Source organism: Novosphingobium sp. MMS21-SN21R (assembly GCF_031846015.1).
Lineage (GTDB): Bacteria > Pseudomonadota > Alphaproteobacteria > Sphingomonadales > Sphingomonadaceae > Novosphingobium.
Genome location: NZ_JAVRDU010000001.1, coordinates 1,523,396 through 1,543,530, shown reverse-complemented (window position 1 = coordinate 1,543,530; position 20,135 = coordinate 1,523,396). Strand labels below are relative to the sequence as shown.

Annotated in this window: 21 protein-coding genes; 10 read left to right on the top strand and 11 right to left on the bottom strand. The window is 62.7% G+C overall.

The features are described 5' to 3' along the window. Positions 1-10 precede the first annotated feature (10 nt). From RM192_RS07450 to RM192_RS07435, 4 genes are all read right to left on the bottom strand, one after another. Positions 11-688, bottom strand: a complete 678-nt coding sequence (locus RM192_RS07450) for a peptidylprolyl isomerase (protein ID WP_311508590.1) — start codon at positions 686-688, stop codon at positions 11-13. 94 nt (positions 689-782) lie between these two features. After that, a complete protein-coding gene (gene coaD / locus RM192_RS07445) occupies positions 783-1,295 on the bottom strand; it encodes a pantetheine-phosphate adenylyltransferase (RefSeq protein ID WP_311506908.1) in 513 nt (170 codons plus the stop codon). Next, complete coding sequence (locus RM192_RS07440; RefSeq protein WP_311506907.1) at positions 1,295-2,188, bottom strand: farnesyl diphosphate synthase; 894 nt, start codon at positions 2,186-2,188, stop codon at positions 1,295-1,297. Before RM192_RS07440 ends, coaD begins: the two co-directional genes overlap by 1 nt. A gap of 11 nt (positions 2,189-2,199) precedes the next feature. Continuing rightward, positions 2,200-2,451 carry an exodeoxyribonuclease VII small subunit gene (locus tag RM192_RS07435; RefSeq protein ID WP_311506906.1) on the bottom strand — a complete coding sequence of 84 codons (252 nt, stop codon included), beginning with the start codon at positions 2,449-2,451 and terminating at the stop codon, positions 2,200-2,202. Between the two features lie 72 nt (positions 2,452-2,523). On the opposite strand from RM192_RS07435, the gene RM192_RS07430 reads away from it, so the two are divergent. Next, on the top strand, positions 2,524-2,922 hold the full coding sequence (locus RM192_RS07430) for a DUF2177 family protein (RefSeq protein WP_311506905.1): 399 nt from the start codon (positions 2,524-2,526) through the stop codon (positions 2,920-2,922). Between the two features lie 39 nt (positions 2,923-2,961). Continuing rightward, positions 2,962-5,121: a phosphoribosylformylglycinamidine synthase subunit PurL gene (gene purL, locus RM192_RS07425; RefSeq protein WP_311506904.1), complete on the top strand. Its 2,160-nt coding sequence runs from the start codon at positions 2,962-2,964 to the stop codon at positions 5,119-5,121. 64 nt (positions 5,122-5,185) lie between these two features. Here the strand turns inward: purL and RM192_RS07420 are convergent, their stop codons facing one another. Then, the gene (locus RM192_RS07420; protein WP_311506903.1) at positions 5,186-5,989 is read right to left on the bottom strand and encodes a Coq4 family protein; all 804 of its coding nucleotides are present in this window, start codon (positions 5,987-5,989) and stop codon (positions 5,186-5,188) included. Positions 5,990-6,054: 65 nt separating this feature from the next. Further along, positions 6,055-6,939 carry a phosphoserine phosphatase SerB gene (serB, locus tag RM192_RS07415; protein WP_311506902.1) on the bottom strand — a complete coding sequence of 295 codons (885 nt, stop codon included), beginning with the start codon at positions 6,937-6,939 and terminating at the stop codon, positions 6,055-6,057. On the opposite strand from serB, the gene miaA reads away from it, so the two are divergent. The 6 genes from miaA (at position 6,932) to RM192_RS07390 (ending at position 12,724) form a co-directional block, all read left to right on the top strand. Beyond that, positions 6,932-7,906: a tRNA (adenosine(37)-N6)-dimethylallyltransferase MiaA gene (miaA, locus tag RM192_RS07410; protein WP_311506901.1), complete on the top strand. Its 975-nt coding sequence runs from the start codon at positions 6,932-6,934 to the stop codon at positions 7,904-7,906. The two genes, serB and miaA, sit on opposite strands and share 8 nt — an antisense overlap. A 233-nt stretch (positions 7,907-8,139) precedes the next feature. Beyond that, positions 8,140-9,888 carry an acetolactate synthase 3 large subunit gene (locus RM192_RS07405; RefSeq protein WP_311506900.1) on the top strand — a complete coding sequence of 583 codons (1,749 nt, stop codon included), beginning with the start codon at positions 8,140-8,142 and terminating at the stop codon, positions 9,886-9,888. A gap of 16 nt (positions 9,889-9,904) precedes the next feature. Beyond that, the gene (gene ilvN / locus RM192_RS07400; RefSeq protein WP_311508589.1) at positions 9,905-10,420 is read left to right on the top strand and encodes an acetolactate synthase small subunit; all 516 of its coding nucleotides are present in this window, start codon (positions 9,905-9,907) and stop codon (positions 10,418-10,420) included. 68 nt (positions 10,421-10,488) lie between these two features. After that, complete coding sequence (gene ilvC / locus RM192_RS07395; protein ID WP_311506899.1) at positions 10,489-11,508, top strand: ketol-acid reductoisomerase; 1,020 nt, start codon at positions 10,489-10,491, stop codon at positions 11,506-11,508. 175 nt (positions 11,509-11,683) lie between these two features. Next, positions 11,684-11,989 carry an I78 family peptidase inhibitor gene (locus RM192_RS20065; protein WP_409233823.1) on the top strand — a complete coding sequence of 102 codons (306 nt, stop codon included), beginning with the start codon at positions 11,684-11,686 and terminating at the stop codon, positions 11,987-11,989. Positions 11,990-12,064: 75 nt separating this feature from the next. After that, positions 12,065-12,724: a YceI family protein gene (locus RM192_RS07390; protein ID WP_311506898.1), complete on the top strand. Its 660-nt coding sequence runs from the start codon at positions 12,065-12,067 to the stop codon at positions 12,722-12,724. Between the two features lie 3 nt (positions 12,725-12,727). Here RM192_RS07390 and RM192_RS07385 read toward each other — a convergent pair whose 3' ends face one another. After that, complete coding sequence (locus tag RM192_RS07385; RefSeq protein ID WP_311506897.1) at positions 12,728-13,861, bottom strand: epoxide hydrolase; 1,134 nt, start codon at positions 13,859-13,861, stop codon at positions 12,728-12,730. A gap of 229 nt (positions 13,862-14,090) precedes the next feature. Between RM192_RS07385 and leuA the strand changes: the two genes are divergently transcribed. Continuing rightward, positions 14,091-15,761 (top strand): 2-isopropylmalate synthase, encoded by a 1,671-nt coding sequence (gene leuA / locus RM192_RS07380; protein WP_311506896.1) that lies wholly within the window; start codon positions 14,091-14,093, stop codon positions 15,759-15,761. A 159-nt stretch (positions 15,762-15,920) separates the two neighbouring features. Next, a complete protein-coding gene (locus RM192_RS07375) occupies positions 15,921-16,901 on the top strand; it encodes a nitronate monooxygenase family protein (RefSeq protein ID WP_311506895.1) in 981 nt (326 codons plus the stop codon). A gap of 6 nt (positions 16,902-16,907) precedes the next feature. Here RM192_RS07375 and RM192_RS07370 read toward each other — a convergent pair whose 3' ends face one another. From RM192_RS07370 to RM192_RS07355, 4 genes are all read right to left on the bottom strand, one after another. Next, positions 16,908-17,450, bottom strand: coding sequence for an AHH domain-containing protein (locus tag RM192_RS07370; RefSeq protein ID WP_311506894.1), 543 nt, complete (start codon positions 17,448-17,450; stop codon positions 16,908-16,910). Continuing rightward, on the bottom strand, positions 17,441-18,202 hold the full coding sequence (locus RM192_RS07365) for a hypothetical protein (RefSeq protein ID WP_311506893.1): 762 nt from the start codon (positions 18,200-18,202) through the stop codon (positions 17,441-17,443). Before RM192_RS07365 ends, RM192_RS07370 begins: the two co-directional genes overlap by 10 nt. Before the next feature lie 81 nt (positions 18,203-18,283). Continuing rightward, on the bottom strand, positions 18,284-18,718 hold the full coding sequence (locus tag RM192_RS07360; RefSeq protein ID WP_311508588.1) for an NAD(P)H-dependent oxidoreductase: 435 nt from the start codon (positions 18,716-18,718) through the stop codon (positions 18,284-18,286). Between the two features lie 51 nt (positions 18,719-18,769). After that, positions 18,770-20,002 (bottom strand): hypothetical protein, encoded by a 1,233-nt coding sequence (locus tag RM192_RS07355; RefSeq protein ID WP_311506892.1) that lies wholly within the window; start codon positions 20,000-20,002, stop codon positions 18,770-18,772. Between the last annotated feature and the right edge of the window lie 133 nt (positions 20,003-20,135).

Here is a 20,135-nt window from a genome sequence, read left to right as displayed (position 1 = left end):
CAAATACGGCTTAGTTCGACCGCGAATTGCTTAGCATGTCTGCCGTAATCGCTGCCGGAGCTGCGGGCGCGGCAGGTGCTGGCGCAGCCTTGCCATCTGCGGCAATCGAAGCCTGCACGATCTTGGTCGGATTGGCAGGCGGCTCGCCGCGCTGGATCGCATCGACATTGTCCATGCCCGCAATCACGCGGCCAAAGTTGGTGTATTTGTGGTCAAGCGCAAAGCGCGGATAGAACACGATGAAAAACTGGCTGTTCGCAGTGTTCGGCTCGTTGGTGCGCGCCATCGAAACGGTGCCGCGAACATGCGGTATCGCGTTGAATTCGGCGGTCAAATCGGGAAGCTTCGACCCACCCTGACCGGTGCCAGTGGGGTCGCCAGTCTGCGCCATGAAACCATCGATCACGCGGTGGAAGATCACCCCGTTATAGAAGCCTTCGCGCACCAGCGTCTTGATCCGCTCGATGTGATTGGGCGCCCATTCCGGCATCAGCCGGATCACCACGCGGCCGCCATTTGACAGGTCGAGAAGCAGCAGATTTTCGAGGTCAGCGGTCTGGTCGGTGTTGACCGCATAGGGAATGACCTTCTGCGGAGCCGCTGCCGGTGCATCGTCCTTCTTCGCCATGGCAGGCGAGGCGATCAGGGCAGCGCCGAGCGCAAGTGCGGAAAGAAAGCGCGAAACCATGGGACAGTCGAACTCCGGATAGGTTGCAGCGCGGATAGGCGTCTCGCGCTGTCGCTGCAATGAACGATTGCGCAAGGCGCGCCCCTCGCCCGCGTCAATAATCGCCGAGGCGGCCCATCTTCTCGACCCTCGCAGCCACCTCGTCACGGATTGTCGGGGTCACGAAGTCGGATATGTCGCCGCCGAACAGCGCTATTTCCTTGACCAGCTTGGACGCGATGGGCTGCAGACAGACGTCGGCCATCAGGAACACGGTCTCGATCTCGGCATCGAGCTGCTGGTTCATGCCTGCCATCTGGTATTCATACTCGAAGTCCGCGACGGCGCGAAGGCCGCGCACGATCACGCTGGCGCCCTGGCGGCGCGCAAACTTCATCAGTAGCGCATTGAACCCCACGACCTCGACATTGCTGACGCCCTGCTCGGCGACTTCGCGGGCAACACTGGCCATGCGTTCTTCGGGCGTGAACATCGGGTTCTTCGACGGGTTGGTCGTCACGCCGATGATCAGCTTGTCCACCAGCTTGGCCCCGCGCCGGATAATATCGAGATGCCCCAGCGTGATCGGGTCGAAAGTGCCCGGATAGACGCCGATACGTTCAGCCATCAGTGGTTCCTCTCCACGATGAACCGCGCGAGTTCGCGCAGCAGGTCCGCTTCGGGACCGTAACTTGCCAGCAGTTCCACTGCCTGTTCCACCAGACGCCGCGCCTGTTCGCGCGCGCGTTCGGGGCCGAGCAGAGACAGGAACGTCTGCTTGCCCTGATCGGCATCCTTGCGCAGCGCTTTTCCGGCAGCAGCTTCGTCGCCTTCAAGGTCGAGCAGGTCGTCGGCGATCTGGAAGGCAAGGCCGATGTCGCGGGCATACCCCCGCAAATGCGAACGCCCCTCGATCGGCGCATGTCCCAGAATCGCGCCCATCTCCACCGCCGCACCCAGCAGCGCACCGGTCTTCAACTGCTGCAACCGGGTAACGGTGGGCAGATCGAAGCTCGCCGTCTCGGCGACGATGTCCATCATCTGACCGCCGCACATCCCGTTCATGCCGCTCGCTGTCGCCAGCGTGCGGATGAGTTCGATACGCACGAACGGATCGCCGCTGGTGGCAGGATCTGACAGGACCTCGAACGCGAAATCGTGCAAGGCATCGCCCGCCAGAACGGCAGCAGCATCGTCAAACGCGATGTGAACCGTCGGCTTGCCATGGCGAACCGCGTCATTGTCCATGCACGGCAGATCGTCATGGATCAGCGAATAGACGTGGATCGCCTCAATCGCTGTTCCGACGCGCACCGCCGCTTCGCGCGAAACGCCAAACAGCGAGCCCGTGGCGCAGACCAACAAGGGCCGGATGCGCTTGCCGCCACCCATGGCAGCGTAACGCATCGCCTCGACCAGACGGTCGCGCGGGTCGCCAGGCACCGGCAGGAGCAGATCGAAGCTGTGATCGATGTCCTCGGCAATTGCCGCCAGAGCAGGCTTGAGCAGACCAGTGGACATAGGCCCCGCGCTCAAGCCGCTGATTCGTCGAACGGACGCAGGCTCTGCGGCTTGCCGTCACGGTCTGCCACGATTGCCTCGATTCGCGCTTGCGCTGCGTCAAGCCGCGACTGGCAATGCGCGCGGAGCTTGTCGCCCATCGCATAAAGCTCGATGGACTCGTCCAATGGTGCGTCGCCGCTCTCTAGCCGCCTGACGACGTTTTCGAGTTCTTTCAGAGCCTCTTCGAAGCTGAAGCTCGCGATATCCGATGCGGTTCCCATTGGGGCAGCATTGACGGGGCGCGGGGGGCGGGTCAAGCTTCGATCAGCAATTGCACGAGAGGTATTAAGGCCATGCAGTACGTCATCGCCTATGTCGCTGCCGCCGTCGTTTTCGGCGCACTCGATGCCGTCTGGCTCGGCTGGGCCGGATCGAAGCTCTACCGTCCGGCGCTCGGCGATCTTCTCGCCCCCACCTTCCGCCTCGCTCCGGCGCTGGTGTTCTATCTACTGTACCTCGTCGGCATGATGTGGTTCGCGGTCCGCCCCGGCCTGTCGCAAGGGCTTGGCGCCGCCGCACTCAACGGCGCGATTCTCGGCGCGATGTGCTATATGACCTATGATCTCACCAGCCAGGCCGTGCTCGCGCGCTGGCCGGTCCATGTCACGGTGATCGACGTGATCTGGGGCACCTTCGCCACCGCCGTTGCCGCCACGGCAGCAACGTGGGCTGCCACGAAGTTCGCGGGTTAGGACTAGCCACTTTCGCGCGGCATCGCTAAGGCGCGGGCCATGTCCGAGATCACCGCAGATGTCGTCGCCGCCCATGGGCTGTCCGAGGAAGAGTACCAGCGCGTCCTGAACGCGCTTGGTCGTGAACCGAACCTTGTCGAACTCGGCATATTTTCGGTCATGTGGTCCGAGCACTGCTCGTACAAGTCGAGCCGAATCCACCTCAAGAAGCTGCCGACCTCGGCCCCTTGGGTGATCTGCGGCCCCGGCGAGAACGCGGGCGTGATCGACATCGGAGATGGTCAGGCCGCCATCTTCAAGATGGAAAGCCACAACCACCCCTCATACATCGAACCCTATCAGGGCGCGGCAACCGGCGTTGGCGGCATCCTTCGCGATGTGTTCACGATGGGCGCGCGCCCCGTGGCGAACATGAACGCTCTGCGCTTTGGCCGTCCCGATCACCCGAAGATGAAGCACCTCGTGCAGGGCGTTGTCGCGGGCATCGGCGGCTACGGCAACTGCGTCGGCGTGCCGACGGTCGGCGGCGAAACCAATTTCCACCCGGCTTATGACGGCAACATCCTCGTCAACGCAATGACTGTGGGCGTGGCCGAGCAGGACAAGATCTTCTACTCCGCCGCAACTGGCCTCGGAAATCCCATCGTCTACGTGGGTTCGAAGACCGGGCGTGACGGTATTCACGGCGCGACCATGGCAAGCGCCGATTTCGGCGAGGATTCGGAGGCCAAGCGCCCCACCGTGCAGGTCGGCGATCCCTTCACCGAAAAGCTGCTGATCGAAGCCTGTCTTGAGCTTATGGCGACCGACGCCATTGTCGCGATTCAGGACATGGGCGCTGCGGGCCTCACCTCCTCGTCGGTTGAAATGGCGACCAATGGCAAGGCCGGCATCATCCTCAACATGGATATGGTGCCCTGCCGCGAAGAGGGCATGACGCCTTACGAGATGATGCTCTCGGAGAGCCAGGAGCGCATGCTCATGGTGCTGAAGCCCGGCAAGGAGTCGATGGCCGAAGCGATCTTCAAGAAGTGGGAACTCGATTTCGCGGTGATCGGCGAAGTGACCGATACCGGGCACATGGTGCTCACCTTCAAGGGCGAAACCGTCTGCGATATTCCGCTGGGCCCCCTCGCCGAAGACGCGCCGCTCTATGATCGTCCCGCGCTCAGCCTTGCCGATTACAAAAAGTGGGCCAACGTGCCCGCGCTGGGCGCCGTGCCGGAAAGCGCAGACATCGGCGCGGATCTGGTCAAGCTCATCGGCTGCCCGGATCTAGCCAACCGCCGTTGGATTTTCGAACAATACGATAGCCAGGTCGGCGCGGACACGCTGCAAAAATCGGGCGGAGATGCGGCCGTGGTGCGCATCCATGGCACGCAAAAGGCACTCGCGATGAGCACCGATTGCAGCCCCCGCTACTGCTATGCCGATCCCTACGAAGGCGGCAAGCAGGCTGTGGCCGAGACCTATCGCAACATCTGTGCGGTCGGAGCGCGCCCGCTGGCGATCACCAATTGCCTCAACTTCGCCAACCCGCAGCGCCCCGAAATCATGGCGCAAATCGTTCAGGCGCTTGAAGGTATGGGCGATGCCTGCCGCGCACTCGACTATCCGATCGTCTCGGGCAACGTCTCGCTTTACAACGAATCCAAGGCGACCGGCGGCGGTTCGGCCATTCTGCCCACGCCCGCCATCGGCGGCGTCGGCCTGATGCTCGACCACGAAGTGATGACCACGGTCGCGTTCAAGGCCGAAGGCGATGCCATCTGGCTGGTAGGCGGCGAAGGCACCCACCTCGGCCAATCGCTCTATTTGCGCGAAATCGCAGGCCGTGAAGCGGGCGATGCGCCCAAGGTTGATCTGGCTGTCGAACGCAAGAACGGCGAACAGATCCGCGCGTGGATCGCCGCAGGCAAACTCACTGCCGTTCACGATATTTCCGATGGCGGGCTGCTTGTCGCTCTCACCGAGATGGCGCTGACAAGCGGCAAGGGCTGCGTGCTCGACGCCGCCCTGACAACGGCTTCCGCTTTCGGGGAGGATCAGTCGCGCTATATCGTGACGACTGCTGCGGGCGAAGCACTCGAGGACGCGGTCCGCATCGGCACTGTCGGCGGCAGCCAGATCGCAGGCGTGGAACTCGCCACCTTGCGCGACGCCAACGAAGCCTTCTTCCGCGACTGGATGGAAGCCTGACCCCACCCGGAAACGCTTTGCGCCCTCGCGAAGGCGGGGGCGCATTCAAGCTGTCAAAGCCCGGTCAAGCCGCCAGCCTGGCGCTCTTTCCGAGCAGGTCATAAGGATCGACGCCACAGCTCCGCCAGATCGCGTGCGCGTGATGGTAATGCACCGCTGAGGTGATATTGAGCCGCTTGCGCACCTCTTCCAGCGGTAACGGCAGCAGCTCGGTAATCGACTGCTCGCACAGCCGCGGGCAGGCCTTGCCCAACCTTTGCCCTTCGCGCACGGCGCGCAGCACCGGCGCGCTGCGCTGTGTCTGCTTGTTGATGTTCAAACCAGCAAGATAGCCGATGAACAGATTCGCCAGCGACGGCTGCTGGCTGTAGGTAAACGCCAGCACGCAGGCTTCGCCCAGCGCATCGCGGCCATAGCCAGTCAGCACATGCAGCATATCGTGCACGTCGCGCATGCGGTTGAGATACCATGTGAACTGGTCGTCGAACTTCTTGCGGTCGCGCGCGAACTTGTCGAACTCATCGACCAGCCCTTGCGCGGTCAGGCCCTCGCGCTCCATGAAATCGCAGTACGCGTGCGCCAGCGAGCCTTCCGGCATTTCGCGCAGCGCCGCATGATCATCGAGAATCGCCGGAAGATACGGCTCTTTTGCCCGCACGGCCTGTCCCGCGTCAGAGCGCAGGAAACGCTGCCCGGTTTCGCGCAAGTTCCGCCACGGCAGGGACTCGAAGATATGAAACACTTCTTCGGTGTTTTCCTTGTCCTTCAAAAGGTTATGGAAGTGTCGCCACGCCTTGACCGGACGCAGGCGCAGTTCGGGACGGCGCGCGTCATAGATGGGCAAATCGGCCTGCAGCGCGCCGGTCATGGCATTCACGGCGTAATCTCCCGAATAACTTGTCCGCTTATACTAACAGGCATGTAAATATGCCGTCAATCCAGTACCCAATCGGCGCGGCGAATGCCCAAAAGCGAAAGAATCGAGGTCAGATCGCCCTTGTCGATCCAGCCATCCGCGGCATCGCGCGCCTTGGGCTTGGCGCGGTAGGCTATGCCGAACGTGGCCGCTTCGATCATCGGGATGTCGTTCGCGCCATCGCCGGTTGCGAGGCTCAGCGCGTCCTCGCCGAGCCGCGCGGCTTCTTCCAGAAGCACCGCCTTCTTGACCGAACTGTCGACGATCCCGCCGACCAGCCCACCCGTCAACACGCCGTCGTGAAGCCCGAGGCGGTTGCCGACCACGCGGTCAAAGCCCAGCAATTCCGCAACAGGATCGGCGAAGGAATGGAAGCCCCCGGTCACCAGCACGGTATGACAGCCGCGCGCCTTGAGCGTCGAAACCAGCGTGCGCGCGCCGGACATCGGACGAATCCGCTCGTCCAGGCATTGCTGGATCGCGCTCTCCGGCAGGTCCTTGAGCAGGCCCACCCGCTCACGCAGCGCCGATTCGAAATCGAGTTCGCCCTGCATCGCGCGTTCGGTAATGGCGGCGATGCGGTCCTTGAGGCCGGCAAAATCGGCCAGTTCATCGATGCATTCCTGCCCGATCATGGTCGAATCCATGTCCGACACGAACAGGCTCGGCACGTCGATCAGGCCTTCACACAGCAGCAGGTCGCTCTCGGGAAAACACTGGTCGAGGATCTTCCGGATGCCCGCCGGATTGCCTTCAACCACTTCGAGTTCGAGTACGTCCTCGCATGTGTCGAGCATGCCTGCGCCCGCCACTTCCCAGTCGCGCGCCTCGATCATTTCCATGGCGAGTGCAAGATTGTCACCAAGCGTCTCTTGGTCTGCTATCAGCCGGGCAATGATCACCGGGAATTCCTTTGAAGGCGAAAGCGTGAGTCCAGCGGCCGGACGGCCAAGGCTCGCGCTAATCGCAGGGCCGACGGCCAGCGGCAAGAGCGATCTGGCGGTAAAACTCGCCCTGCGTGCAGTGGCGCACGGGCAAGAGGCCGTGATCATCAATGCCGACAGCGCGCAAGTCTACGCCGACTTGCGCGTGCTCAGCGCGCGTCCCTCAGAGGACGAAATGCAAGGCGTACCGCATGTCCTGTTCGGCGCATGGGACGGCGCACAGGCATGCTCGGCGGCCGACTGGGCCAATGCCGCCAAACGCGAGATTGCGGTGGCTCACGCGCGCGGCGCGCTACCCATCCTCGTCGGCGGCACCGGCCTTTATATACGCACGCTGCTCGATGGCATCGCGCCAGTGCCCGAGATCGATCCGGAGGTGCGCGCAGCCATCCGCGCGCTGCCGTTGGAACTGGCCTATTCGGCGCTAAAAACCGAAGATCCCGAACGCGCAGCCCTGCTCGCGCCCGCAGATACCCAGCGCATCACTCGCGCTCTTGAAGTCGTGCGCTCGACCGGCAGCCCCCTCGCCCACTGGCAACAGCGGCTGAGCGGTGGAATCGGCGCGCACGTCAACCTCGCGCCCCTCGTCCTCCTGCCCGAACGGCAGTGGCTGTACAGGCGCTGCGACTTGCGCTTCGAACTGATGTGGCAGGGCGGCGCGCTCGAGGAAGTCGAGGCACTGCTCGCGCGAGATCTGCCCGATGAGATGCCGGTGATGCGCGCTATCGGTGTGCCCGAGATCAGAATGTTTTCCCGGGGAAACATTAGCCAAAATGAAGCGATCGCCGCCGGGCAGCAGGCCACGCGCCGTTACGCCAAGCGGCAATATACTTGGGCAAGGAACCAGAATCCAGGTGACTGGCCCCGGCTCGAGTACGAAAATTCCATTGACAGCCATCATGCAGCAAGTTTATTGCGCATATAGCCGCTTGACATAGCGTTTTGTGTTAAGTAGCAGGCCGTCAATTGCCTGATCCATGTCGCATGTCGATCAAGCACCCGAAAGGGAGAGACGGCCCGGCGCAGTTCGCTGCAGCCGGGCCGATATTTTTGACGGTTCAGACTGGCCCAATTCATATCGGCTGGCCTGAATTTTTTTGTTTTTCCTGCGTGGCATCGGGGGTATCGGCCCCGACACGCGAAGAAGGATGAAGTAACGTGACAAGCGAGCGCAGCGGCGCCGAGATCCTGGTCGAAAGCCTGGTCGCCAAGGGAGTCGAATTCGTGTTCGGCTATCCGGGCGGTGCAGTCTTGCCGATCTACGATGCGCTGTTCGGTGACGAGCGTCTCCGCCACATCCTCGTCCGCCATGAAGCCGGCGCTGCCCATGCGGCCGAAGGCTACGCGCGCGCTACCGGCAAGCCGGGCGTCGTGCTGGTCACTTCGGGTCCGGGCGCGACCAATGCCGTCACCGGGATTGCCGACGCCTTCATGGATTCTATTCCGATGGTCGTCATTACCGGACAGGTCCCCACCGGCCTGATCGGCACCGATGCGTTCCAGGAAGCTGATACCGTTGGCATCACGCGCCACTGCACCAAGCACAACTATCTGGTGAAGGACCCGTCGCAGCTCGCCGCGATCATCGACGAGGCGTTCCGCATTGCCACCGAAGGCCGCCCCGGTCCCGTCGTGATCGACATTCCCAAGGACGTGCAGATCGCCACCGCAACGTGGACAGGCGGCGCTCCGCAGCAGCGCAACCGCTACAATCCGCAGACGGAAGGCGGCGCAAAGGAAATCGCCGAAGCCATCGAGATGATCGCAAACGCCAAGGCACCGGTGTTCTACACCGGCGGCGGCGTGATCAATTCCGGGCCTGAGGCCGCGCGCCTGCTGCAGGAACTCCAGTCGCTGACCGGCGCGCCGGTCACCTCGACGCTGATGGGCCTTGGCGCATTCCCGGCTGACCATTCCGCGTGGCTCGGTATGCTCGGCATGCACGGCACGTATGAAGCGAACATGACGATGAACCGTGCCGATCTGGTCGTGTGCATCGGCGCCCGCTTTGATGACCGGGTCACCGGGCGGCTCGATGCCTTTGCGCCGAACAGCAAGAAGATCCACATCGATATCGACCGCGCGTCGATCAACAAGACGGTGCGCGTCGACCTGCCGGTGATCGGCGATTGCGGCAAGGTTCTGGCCCAACTGATCGAAGCCTGGCTCCAGCGCGGCTACAAGGCGCAGGATCTGACCGAATGGCACAGCCGCATCGACGGCTGGCGCGCGCGGCAGAGCCTATCCTATCCGCGCAAGGCTTCGGAAATCATGCCGCAACTGGCGATCGAGCGTCTGTATGAGCTGACCAAGCACCGCGAACCGATCATCAGCACCGAGGTTGGCCAGCACCAGATGTGGGCGGCGCAGCACTTCCACTTCATGAAGCCCAACAAGTGGCTGACGTCGGGCGGGCTCGGCACGATGGGCTACGGCCTCCCGGCTGCCATTGGCGCGCAGGCGGGCTTCCCCGATGCGCTGGTGATCGACATTGCCGGCGATGCCTCGATCCAGATGAACATTCAGGAACTGGGCACCGCCACGCAGTACCGCCTGCCCGTCAAGGTCTTCGTGCTCAACAACGAATGGATGGGCATGGTCCGCCAGTGGCAGGAACTTACCTACGAGAGCCGCTTCTCGAACTCCTATTCCGACAGCTTGCCCGATTTCGTGAAGCTGGCTGAAGCCTATGGCTGGAAAGGCATCCGCATTTCGGACGAAAGCGAACTCGATGCTGGAATTCAGGCCATGATCGATCACGATGGTCCGGTTTTCGTCGATTGCCTCGTCGCCAAGGAAGCCAACTGTTTCCCGATGATTCCATCGGGCGCCGCGCACACCGAAATGCTCCTGTACGGAGACGAGGTTGCCGGCACGATGGACGACGAAGCCAAGGCGCTCGTTTGAGAAAGCCCCTGACATGATGCACATTTCCCCCGAGGCGCAGGAGCGCCACGTTCTCACGATCACGGTCGACAACGAAGCCGGCATTCTTGCGAAGATTGCCGGCCTGTTCACCGCGCGCGGCTATAACATCGACAGCCTGACCGTGGCCGACATCACCGACGGCCACGATGTCAGCCGCATCACCATCGTGACGCACGGCCCGCCCGAGATCATCGACCAGATCCGCGCGCAGCTGGAACGGCTGGTGCCCGTGCACAAGGTTACCGACCTTACCGAGGTCGGCCCTTATGTCGAACGCGAGCTGGCGCTGGTCAAGGTATCGGGCAAGGGCGAGAACCGAGTCGAGGCGCTGCGCCTTGCCGATGTTTTCCGCGCGAAGGTGGTTGATACCACCACCTCCAGCTTCATCTTCGAACTGACCGGCGCGCCGGACAAGATCAACAGCTTCGTCACGCTGATGAAGGAACTCGGCCTCGTCGAGGTCGGCCGGACCGGCATCGTCGGCATGATTCGCGGCGCATCTGTCGCCTGAAAATTTCACAATCCATCCAGTTACGGTTTCAATAGGCCCCGAGCGGCTGCAACAAGATTGGGAACGACATGAAGGTTTATTACGACGCCGATTGCGATCTTAACCTGATCACGGACAAGAAGATCGCCATCCTCGGCTATGGTTCGCAGGGCCACGCCCACGCACAGAACCTGCGCGATTCGGGCGTCAAGGACGTGGCCATCGCGCTTCGCCCCGGTTCGGCCAGTGCCAAGAAGGCAGAAGCTGCAGGCTTCAAGGTCCTCGCCAACGCCGATGCGGCCGCATGGGCCGACGTGCTCATGATCCTCGCGCCTGACGAACATCAGGCCGCGATTTATGCCGACGACCTTCACGCCAACCTGAAGCCGGGTTCGGCCATCGCGTTTGCCCACGGCCTCAACATCCATTTCGGCCTGATCGAGCCGCGCGCCGACATCGACGTGATCATGATCGCGCCCAAGGGCCCCGGCCATACCGTACGCAGCGAATACCAGCGCGGCGGCGGCGTGCCTTGCCTGATCGCAGTGCATCAGGATGTCACCGGCAACGCCCACGACATCGGCCTTGCCTACGCTTCGGGCGTTGGCGGCGGCCGCAGCGGCATTATCGAAACCAACTTCCGCGAAGAGTGCGAAACCGATCTGTTCGGCGAACAGGCCGTGCTGTGCGGCGGCGCAACCGCGCTGGTGCAGGCTGGTTTCGAAACCCTGGTCGAAGCTGGTTACGCGCCAGAAATGGCCTATTTCGAATGCCTCCACGAACTGAAGCTGATCGTCGACCTGATGTATGAAGGCGGCATCGCGAACATGCGCTATTCGATCTCGAACACCGCAGAATACGGTGACATCACGATCGGGCCGCGCATCATCACCGAGGAAACCAAGAAGGAAATGAAGCGCGTTCTGGCCGACATCCAGTCGGGCCGCTTCGTCAAGGCCTTCGTGCTCGACAACCGCGCCGGACAGCCCGAACTCAAGGCTGCTCGCGGTCTTGCCCGCCGTCACCCGATCGAGGAAACCGGCGCCAAGCTGCGTGCGATGATGCCCTGGATCGGTGCAAACAAACTGGTCGACCAGACCAAGAACTGATCCTCCGACGGCTCAAGGGAAAAGGCGGCTCCATCCGGGGCCGCCTTTTCCATGAACGGCATAGTGCACCCGTCGAAAGCAGTAGACGCAACCGCTGCCGGTGTTACTCCTCCAAATTGGAGATAAAATTCCAAAAAGGGTTCGCACCTTGCTCAAGTCGTCGGCTTGCACCGCCATGTTATGCGCAGCGTTTGCTGCGCAACCGGCATTGGCGTCGGTGCGCGATGCAGCATCACAGAACGTCCCACCGGCGCAGACCTTGCAACGCAATGAGGCTGCCCAATGCGGCGCCAGCGCAGTGTCCCGCTTCATCGGCGCGAGCGCTGCTTCCGGAGTGCGCGCTGCCATCGCCAGTTCGGTAGGACATGATCGCATACGTTGGATCAAACCAGGTGTCGCAGTAACGCAAGACTACCGCCCGGACCGCCTGAATGTGATCGTCGGGAGTTCTGGACGTGTTGTGACAATGCGCTGTGGCTGACGCTGTCAGACGCTACTTGTGCGGGAATGCTGGCTGAGGCATTCCACGACAGCATCAAAGATTCAGGAGATCCCGATGACCGTCCTCCCCAAGCTTCCCCGTGCTTTGAAGATCGCCATTCCCTTCGCTCTCGCGGCAGCTGCCGCGCCAATGCTGGCGCAGATGCCCGAAACACCGGGCAAGGCCGACAAGTCGCGCGTCGTAGCTGGCACTTACGCGGCTGACGCAGCGCACTCGCTGGTCGGCTGGAAGGTCAACCATCTCGGCTTCAACGACTATTTCGGCCTGTTTGGTGATGTCAGCGGCACGCTGGACATTGATCCCGCCAATCCTTCGGCCGCCAAGGTCTCGGTCAAGATTCCCGTCTCGAAGATCATCACAGCCAATGCCGGCCTCACCGCGCACCTGCTCAAGCCCGCCGCTGACGGCAAGCCTGCCGATTTCTTCGGCGCCGCCCCCGCCGACGCGACATTCGTTTCGACCAGCGTTGTGCCCGCCGCTGACGGCATGTCGGCGACGGTCAATGGTGACCTTACGCTCAACGGCGTGACCAAGCCGGTCGCCATTGCCGCCACCTTCTCGGGCGCTGGCGCCAGCATGATGACCAAGGCCCCCACCCTCGGCTTCCACGGCATGGCCACGATCAAGCGTTCGGACTTCAACGTGAAGTACGGCGTTCCCTTCGTGAGCGACGATGTGAAGCTCGACATCACCATCGCGTTCGAAAAGAAGTAAGCTCTATCGCATCAGGGAAAATGCAGTCCGAAGCTCCTTCACGAAGGCTTCGGGCTGCTCCCATGCTGCAAAATGCCCACCCTTTTCGAGTTCGCCCCAGTGCACCAATTGGCTACAGTTGCGCTCGAACCACCTGCGCGGCGCGGGGATGATTTCCTTGGGGAATATGCTGGCTGCCACAGGAATATCGATCTGCGCCGGGCCGAAACTGCCGAAGCTTTCCCAATAAAGCCGTGCTGACGAGGCCCCTGCGGCAGTCAACCAGTAGAGCATGACGTTGTCGAGAATATCGTCGCGGCTGAGCGCGTCTTCCGGCGCGCCGTCATTGTCGGTCCAGGCCCACATCTTTTCGTAGATCCACCCGGCGAGGCCAATCGGTGAATCGACCAACGAATAGCCCACCGTCTGCGGGCGCGTGGCCTGCTGCTTGGAATAGCCCGAATCCCAGTCCTGATAGTGCTGCAGCGCCGAAAGCGCCTTGAGTTCTCCGGGTTCCGGCGCTGCCAGATCCTCGGGCAGTGGCCGCGCGATCGGCATGTTCAGATGGACGCCGATGCAGCCCTCGACCTTCATCGCCGCGATAGCAGTCGTCACCGCGGCGCCCCAGTCACCCCCTTGCGCGAGCCACTGATCGTAGCCAAGCCGCGCCATCAGCTCTCCCCACACACTCGCAATCTTCTGCACGCTCCACCCCGTGACCGTGGGCTTGCCGGAGAAGCCGTAGCCCGGCAGGCAGGGGATCACGAGATGGAATGCGTCATCGGCGGTGCCGCCATGCGCCAGTGGATCGGTGAGCGGCGCGATACAGCGGCGGAACTCCAGAATGGACCCGGGCCAGCCGTGCGTCAGCAGCAGAGGCCGCGCTGATTCGTGGGCCGAGCGCACGTGCAGGAAGCGGATCGCAAGGCCGTCGATCTCGGTTTCGAACATGCCCCAGCCATTGAGCAAGGCCTGGCAAGCGTACCAGTCGTAACCATTGCGCCAGTAGCCCGCGAGATCCTGCAGCGCCGCCAGCGGGGTGCCTTGCGACCAGTCGCCAACCGGCTCGCGCTCTGGCCAGCGGGTGATATCGAGCCGCAAATGCAGGTCGGCTATGGAAGAGGCGGGAATATCGACAACGAATGGCTTGACCTGCATGACTTCCAGCTCTCCCGGACATGTTTTCGTGCATTCATTCTGGACAATCGCGCGGCAAATCACCATAGGCTTGAGCCATGACCACTCGACTGGATCTTACCCTGCGACTTATCCGCCCTTGGGCGTGAGCTGACGTGTCGCACTGGCGGCGCGGGACGGCGCCCAAGGGAAGCTGAACCCCAAGTGCAGGAATTGTGGCCCTCTGGCCCGGCAGATCGAGTAAAATTCCATGACCATGCTGAAAAACCCTTCGGCCAAGTATCGCGCGTTTCCGCAGATCAACCTGCCTGACCGCCAGTGGCCATCGCGCGTGATCGAAAAGGCCCCGCGCTGGCTGTCGACCGACATGCGCGACGGCAACCAGTCGCTGATCGATCCGATGGATGCGGAGAAGAAAGCGCGCTTCTTCGACCTCCTGGTCAAGATCGGCCTCAAGGAAATCGAAGTCGGTTTCCCGAGCGCTGGTGCGACCGAGTACGATTTTATTCGTGGTCTGGTCGATCAGGGCCGCATCCCCGACGACGTTTTCGTGCAAGTACTGACCCAGTCGCGCGAAGACCTGATCCGCTCCAGCTTCGAAAGTCTGGCAGGCGCGAAACAAGCCATCGTCCACGTCTACAACGCTGTCTCGCCGCTGTGGCGTCAGGTCGTGTTCGGCATGGACAAGGCTGACGTGCGCAAGATTGCCAGCGACGGGGCAAAGTTCCTGCGCGATCAGGCCGCACGCTTCCCGCAGACCGACTGGCACTTCGAATATAGTCCGGAGACATTCTCCACCGCCGAAGTCGATTTCAGCATCGAGTGCTGCGAAGCGGTGATGGACGTGCTGCAGCCGACGGTCGATCACCCGATCATTCTCAACCTGCCCGCAACGGTCGAGGCTTCAACGGCGAACATCTACGCCGACCAGATCGAATATTTCTGCCGCAACCTGCCGAACCGCGACCGCGCGGTGATCTCGCTGCATACGCATAATGATCGCGGCACCGGCGTCGCGGCGGCGGAACTGGGCCTGATGGCGGGCGCTGACCGTGTCGAGGGCTGCCTGTTCGGCAATGGCGAGCGCACCGGAAACTGCTGCCTGGTGACGGTTGGCCTGAACCTCTACACGCAGGGGATCGATCCCGAACTGGACTTCTCGAACATCGACGAAGTGATCCAGACAGTGGAATACTGCAACCAGCTGCCTGTCCATCCGCGCCACCCCTATGGCGGCGAACTGGTGTTCACGGCCTTTTCCGGCAGCCATCAGGACGCGATCAAGAAGGGCTTTGCTGCGCAGGAAAAGCGCAACGACGATCTGTGGTCGGTGCCCTACCTGCCGATTGATCCGGCCGATCTTGGCCGCAGCTACGAAGCAGTGATCCGCGTCAACTCGCAGTCCGGCAAGGGCGGGTTTGCCTGGGTGCTGGAGCAGGATCAGGGCCTCAAGCTGCCCAAGAAAATGCAGGCACACTTCTCGCGCCATGTGCAGGAACTGGCCGACGAACTTGGCCGCGAACTGCAGGCGGCCGACATCTGGGGCGTGTTCCGCAAGACATATCGCCTCGATGCTCCGCAGCATTACCAGCTCGTCGATTACGAGGAAACGCGCGGCAACGACGGCGCACGCATCTTCGCGGGCAAGATCGAAGTGGATGGAAAGGTTCGCTCGGTCAGCGGACGCGGCAACGGGTTGATCTCGTCTGTCGTCGCCACGCTCAAGGACGGGTTCGCCGTCGACATCGACGTCAGCGATTATTCCGAGCACGCGATGGGATCGGGCAGCAATGCCCGCGCCGCCGCTTATGTCGAATGCGTCCTGCCCGATGGGCGAACGATCTGGGGCGTCGGGATCGACGAGGACGTGGCCACCGCCAGCGTCCGCGCGGTGCTGAGCGCGGCCAACGCGGCTTCCTGATCCACGGCGTCGGGCGGAACGATCCGTCCGATTGTCGCGCATGGTATTGCGCAATTCGCGCAACGACGACGCTTGGCCAAGGCTCACCTTTGACAAGAGGGTTCCAGCCGCTTAGGCCTTAATCAATCAATTAATATCCAGCGCGAGGATTCGAGCCGCATGTCCCTGCCCCCGCTTTTCGCCAATCTGCGCCTGCCGGTCATCGCATCGCCGCTGTTCATCATATCGTGCCCTGAACTCGTCATCGCACAATGCAAGGCGGGTATCGTCGGGTCGTTCCCATCGCTCAACGCACGCCCGCTCAGCCAGCTCGACGAATGGCTGCATCAGATCACCGAAGAACTGGCCGCGCACAACCGCGCCAATCCAGACCGTCCCGCAGCGCCGTTTGCGGTCAACCAGATCGTGCACAAGACCAACAACCGGCTTGATGACGACATGGCCATGTGCGCGAAATGGCAGGTGCCGATAATGATCACCTCGCTGGGCGCGCGAGAGGATGTCTACGCCGCCGCGCATGGCTGGGGCGGGATCGTGCTGCACGACGTGATCAACGACCGCTTCGCGCGCAAGGCCGTGGAAAAGGGCGCAGACGGACTGGTTCCGGTCGCTGCGGGTGCAGGCGGACACGCCGGGGCGCAATCGCCGTTCGCGTTGATGCAGGAAATCCGCGAATGGTTCAGCGGTCTCGTCGCGCTTTCGGGCGCGATTGCGCATGGTCGGTCGGTGCTGGCGGCGCAGGCGCTGGGGGCAGACTTCGCCTATATCGGCTCGGCGTGGATCGCCACCGAGGAAGCCCGCGCGGACGAAGCCTACAAGCAGGCCATCGTCGATGGACGCGCCGACGACATCGTCTATTCCAACTTGTTCACCGGCGTCCACGGCAACTATTTGCGCTCATCCATCGTCAATTCGGGCCTCGATCCCGAAAATCTGCCGGTCAGCGACCCCAGCAAGATGAACTTCGGATCCGGCGGCAACACCGGTGCCAAGGCATGGAAGGACATCTGGGGTTCGGGTCAGGGCATCGGTGCGGTCACTGCGGTGGAGCCAGTTGCGGCGCGGGTCGACCGGCTGGAGCAGCAGTACCGCGAGGCAGCGGAAGCACTTTCCGCAAACAGCGCGCCCTTCCTCAAATAACCGGCATCAGGCGGCTTGCGAGGTCCAGTCCGTGGCGGACCAGAGCAAGTCCGCCATGTTGTCGAGATGCGTATAGTCCAGCGCCGGATCACGCGCGTTGAGCGGCTTGCGCGTCCATGAGCGCGAGTCCAGCAACTTGCGGCGCAAAGCGCGCTGGAGAAGATCGAAGCGCATCAGGGCTTCGTAATCGGCATGAGCCGCGCCTGTGCTCCGCCCCAGAGTCCACTGCGCCTCGATCTGCCCAGCCCGCTGCATGACAAGTTCATTGTAACTTCGGTGCGGACCGCGATGCAGTGGAAGCCCGATCCGCATCGCCGCAACCTCTGATGCTGGAAGCAACAACCCGTTGCGGCGGAAGTCGTGGAAACCCAACCGGTCCAGCCCAAGCCGGGCAATCATCCGGCCCAGCGCGAACGAGCCAAGAATCTGACGAGGGATCAGATGATGGCGCTGCAGCCCTGGGGCATAGCCGGGCTGGTGTGGAACGTTGACGCTGCCAAACCGCAGAGTGGCGCGCTTGTCCAGGTCATGTCGTTGATTCAGTGGCACCTTGCAACGATACGTTCGCTGCATTCCGCCTCAAGAAAGACTGCGCCCGTTCCGGCAAGAACTGCCTCGACCGGCTTGGAAACCGGCCCGTGCGCGACAAGCCAGTCGATCAGGCGGATGGCAACGCGAGACAAATGCTCGCGCCCCCGGCCAAGCCCATCCGCCAGTTGAAACTCCTGCCCGATCAAGAACTTGAGACCTTCAGACACGAGCATACCCTCTGCATCGAGACGCAATGAAACAAGCGCCAGAGCAGGAAATGGTCCTCCATCAAGCCAAGGCAAAACAGCTTGCTCGAACATGGCAGGAGATACCGCGCTTTTCGCAGGATTCCAGCAAATCGCCCGCGGCGACGCGATTCGCGCGAGGGTGACCAGAAGCGCGCAGGCAACGCGAATCACCGGCAGGAGATGCTCTGCACCGGCTAGATGTGGTCCAGGGAACAACAGGAGCGCGGACGAACCTTCGATGTCGCTTCGCTGGACGCCCAGAAGCAGCTCAACCCCGTCAAAGGCTGCGATGGGCCCGCCCGACAGGCCGCGCACGTCGAACGTCAGACCGTCGCGCAGGACTTCGGCCCATCCTTCCGCGCCCGGCGGCATGTGGGTAACCGCAAAACCGCCATCACGCTGTGCAGCGCCCGCCAGACTTTCCGCGTTCGGGACCGATCCCGCGTCATAGAGAATGGCAGCGAGAGGCGCGCTGGCCGAGGACTGGTCACTTGGGTCCACAAACACCCCGGCTGGTTTCATTCGGAATTGGCACAATCGCCCCCCTGCCGTCGAGTCTGCCGAACATCCGGCCAAGCTCACAGACCATATAGGGGCAGAAATCTAGAAAATGCCTAAAGCGATGCCTCCGGAAAGGCTCTGTCCCAGATTGTGACACTCACCCAAAGGGTCGGCTGCAACGGTCTTGGGCGCGAGAATCGCCTCTGGAGTCTGCGCGCCAGTACGCAGAATCAGCGGATCGGCCACGCGCCGCAGCCGCCAGCCCGTGACGATCCGGTCAATCTGCCGTTCGGCCCCGGTTCCATCCAGACCGGCTGCGATCATCGTGGCGTAGGCCCGCCCCTCGATCCGGCCAAGGAGCGGATAATAGGTGCGGTCGAAGAATTCCTTCATCTCCCCGCTCATCGTCGCGAGGTTTTCCGGACAGCAGAAGACATAGCCGCTCGCAGCCAGCAGATCGTCGGGCTGGACTTCACTGGCGCGGACCATCCGGCAGTGGCCTTCGATCCGCGCACCGTCCAGCGCAGCGCGCGCCATGGCCTCGGCAGTTCCGGTACGGCTGTGCCAGACGATCAGCAACACCGGGCGTCAGCAGCCGTCGCCCGCGACGGGAACACCGAGCGCGCCGCCGATTGCTCCACCCAGTAGTCCGCCAAAGCCTTTCTTCTTTGGCTTGCACTGGGGCTGCTCGGGCACGTCTGCCTGCTCCGCGCCCATTCCGAAGCCCTCCATTCCCACCAGAAAGCCTGTAGTCGAGCGATGCCTTATCCGCGCGGTCCATTCGAGCGCCCACTTTGCCTTGGGATCGGCGGGCTTTGGCGGATAGGCGAATGATTCCTCCGGACCGTAGGCGTGGAGCGTTCCGAACATGAAGTCCGGCGCAGCGGCCTTGACCTCGGCAGGTACTGTGCAAGTCGTCGTCTGCGGCGACAACACCGTCTTTGCCGTGACCAGCCGGGCGACCGTGGCGGGCGCGAGCCAGTCAGACAAGCCGCCGCCGAACTCCCGCGTGGCGCTCGACGTCCACCAGACGATGTCTTTCATGTCCTGCCCTTTGGGCGCCTGCTTGCCGCCAATGATCATGGCATAATAACCCGTCGCACCGGGAACGGGACCCCATCGCACCAGCGTTGCCCCACTGGGCTGCGCGCTGTTTGTCGCATTCAGCGGCGCCATGAAGTCTTTCGACAGCTGGAAAGACATCTCCGGCGAATAGTTGCCGGCAACGCGGTGCGCACCGATCAACGAAGTGTCCGGCTTGGCCGCCTTGCCATCATCCGACGGCCAGCGGCCGTAGGTCTTGCTTGACGCTGGCGAGACCCAGCGATCCATCGGCACGGCGCTGGTGAACAACCCCGGAGGCACCTGCCCGGCAGCAAGCTTGGTGAAATCGATCACGACCGGCTGGCCCTTTGGCGCGTGTTCGCCGCAGCCCCAGAAGATCAGCATTCGGCCCTTGGGCCGCTGGAACTCGGTCGTTCCTGGTTCGCGCGGCAGGGCCGCCGGCGTCTTGAGCGCAACCGATTTGCCCAGCTTTGCGCCCGTAGGCATGAAATGATCCGCCTTGGGCTTGCCGTCAGCCGCTGCGCGGGTCGAGCCCAGATCGAGCCAGAGCGCGTGCTGCGCCTTGGGCGTCCCGCCCATCGCCATCGCCATGGCCGCGCCTGCGCCGCCCTGCCCTCCGCCAAAGCCCGACATCGTCTCGGCCCGCATCTCGTAGCGGGCAACCGGTCCGCTCGCCTGCTGGGCAACAACGGCGGCTGTTCCCGCCCCGGCCAGCCCCAGGCCCAAAAGGGCCAGTTGCGTGGTGTTCCTGCGCATAATTCCATCCTCCTGACGGACAGCGGCACAAACCCTTGCCGCCTGCTGAATCGATGCGACCATATGGACCGGGGACAAGTCTTTGATCGTGCGCAACTGCACTGACGCCTGCCCTTTCCGGGACTCGCTGCAT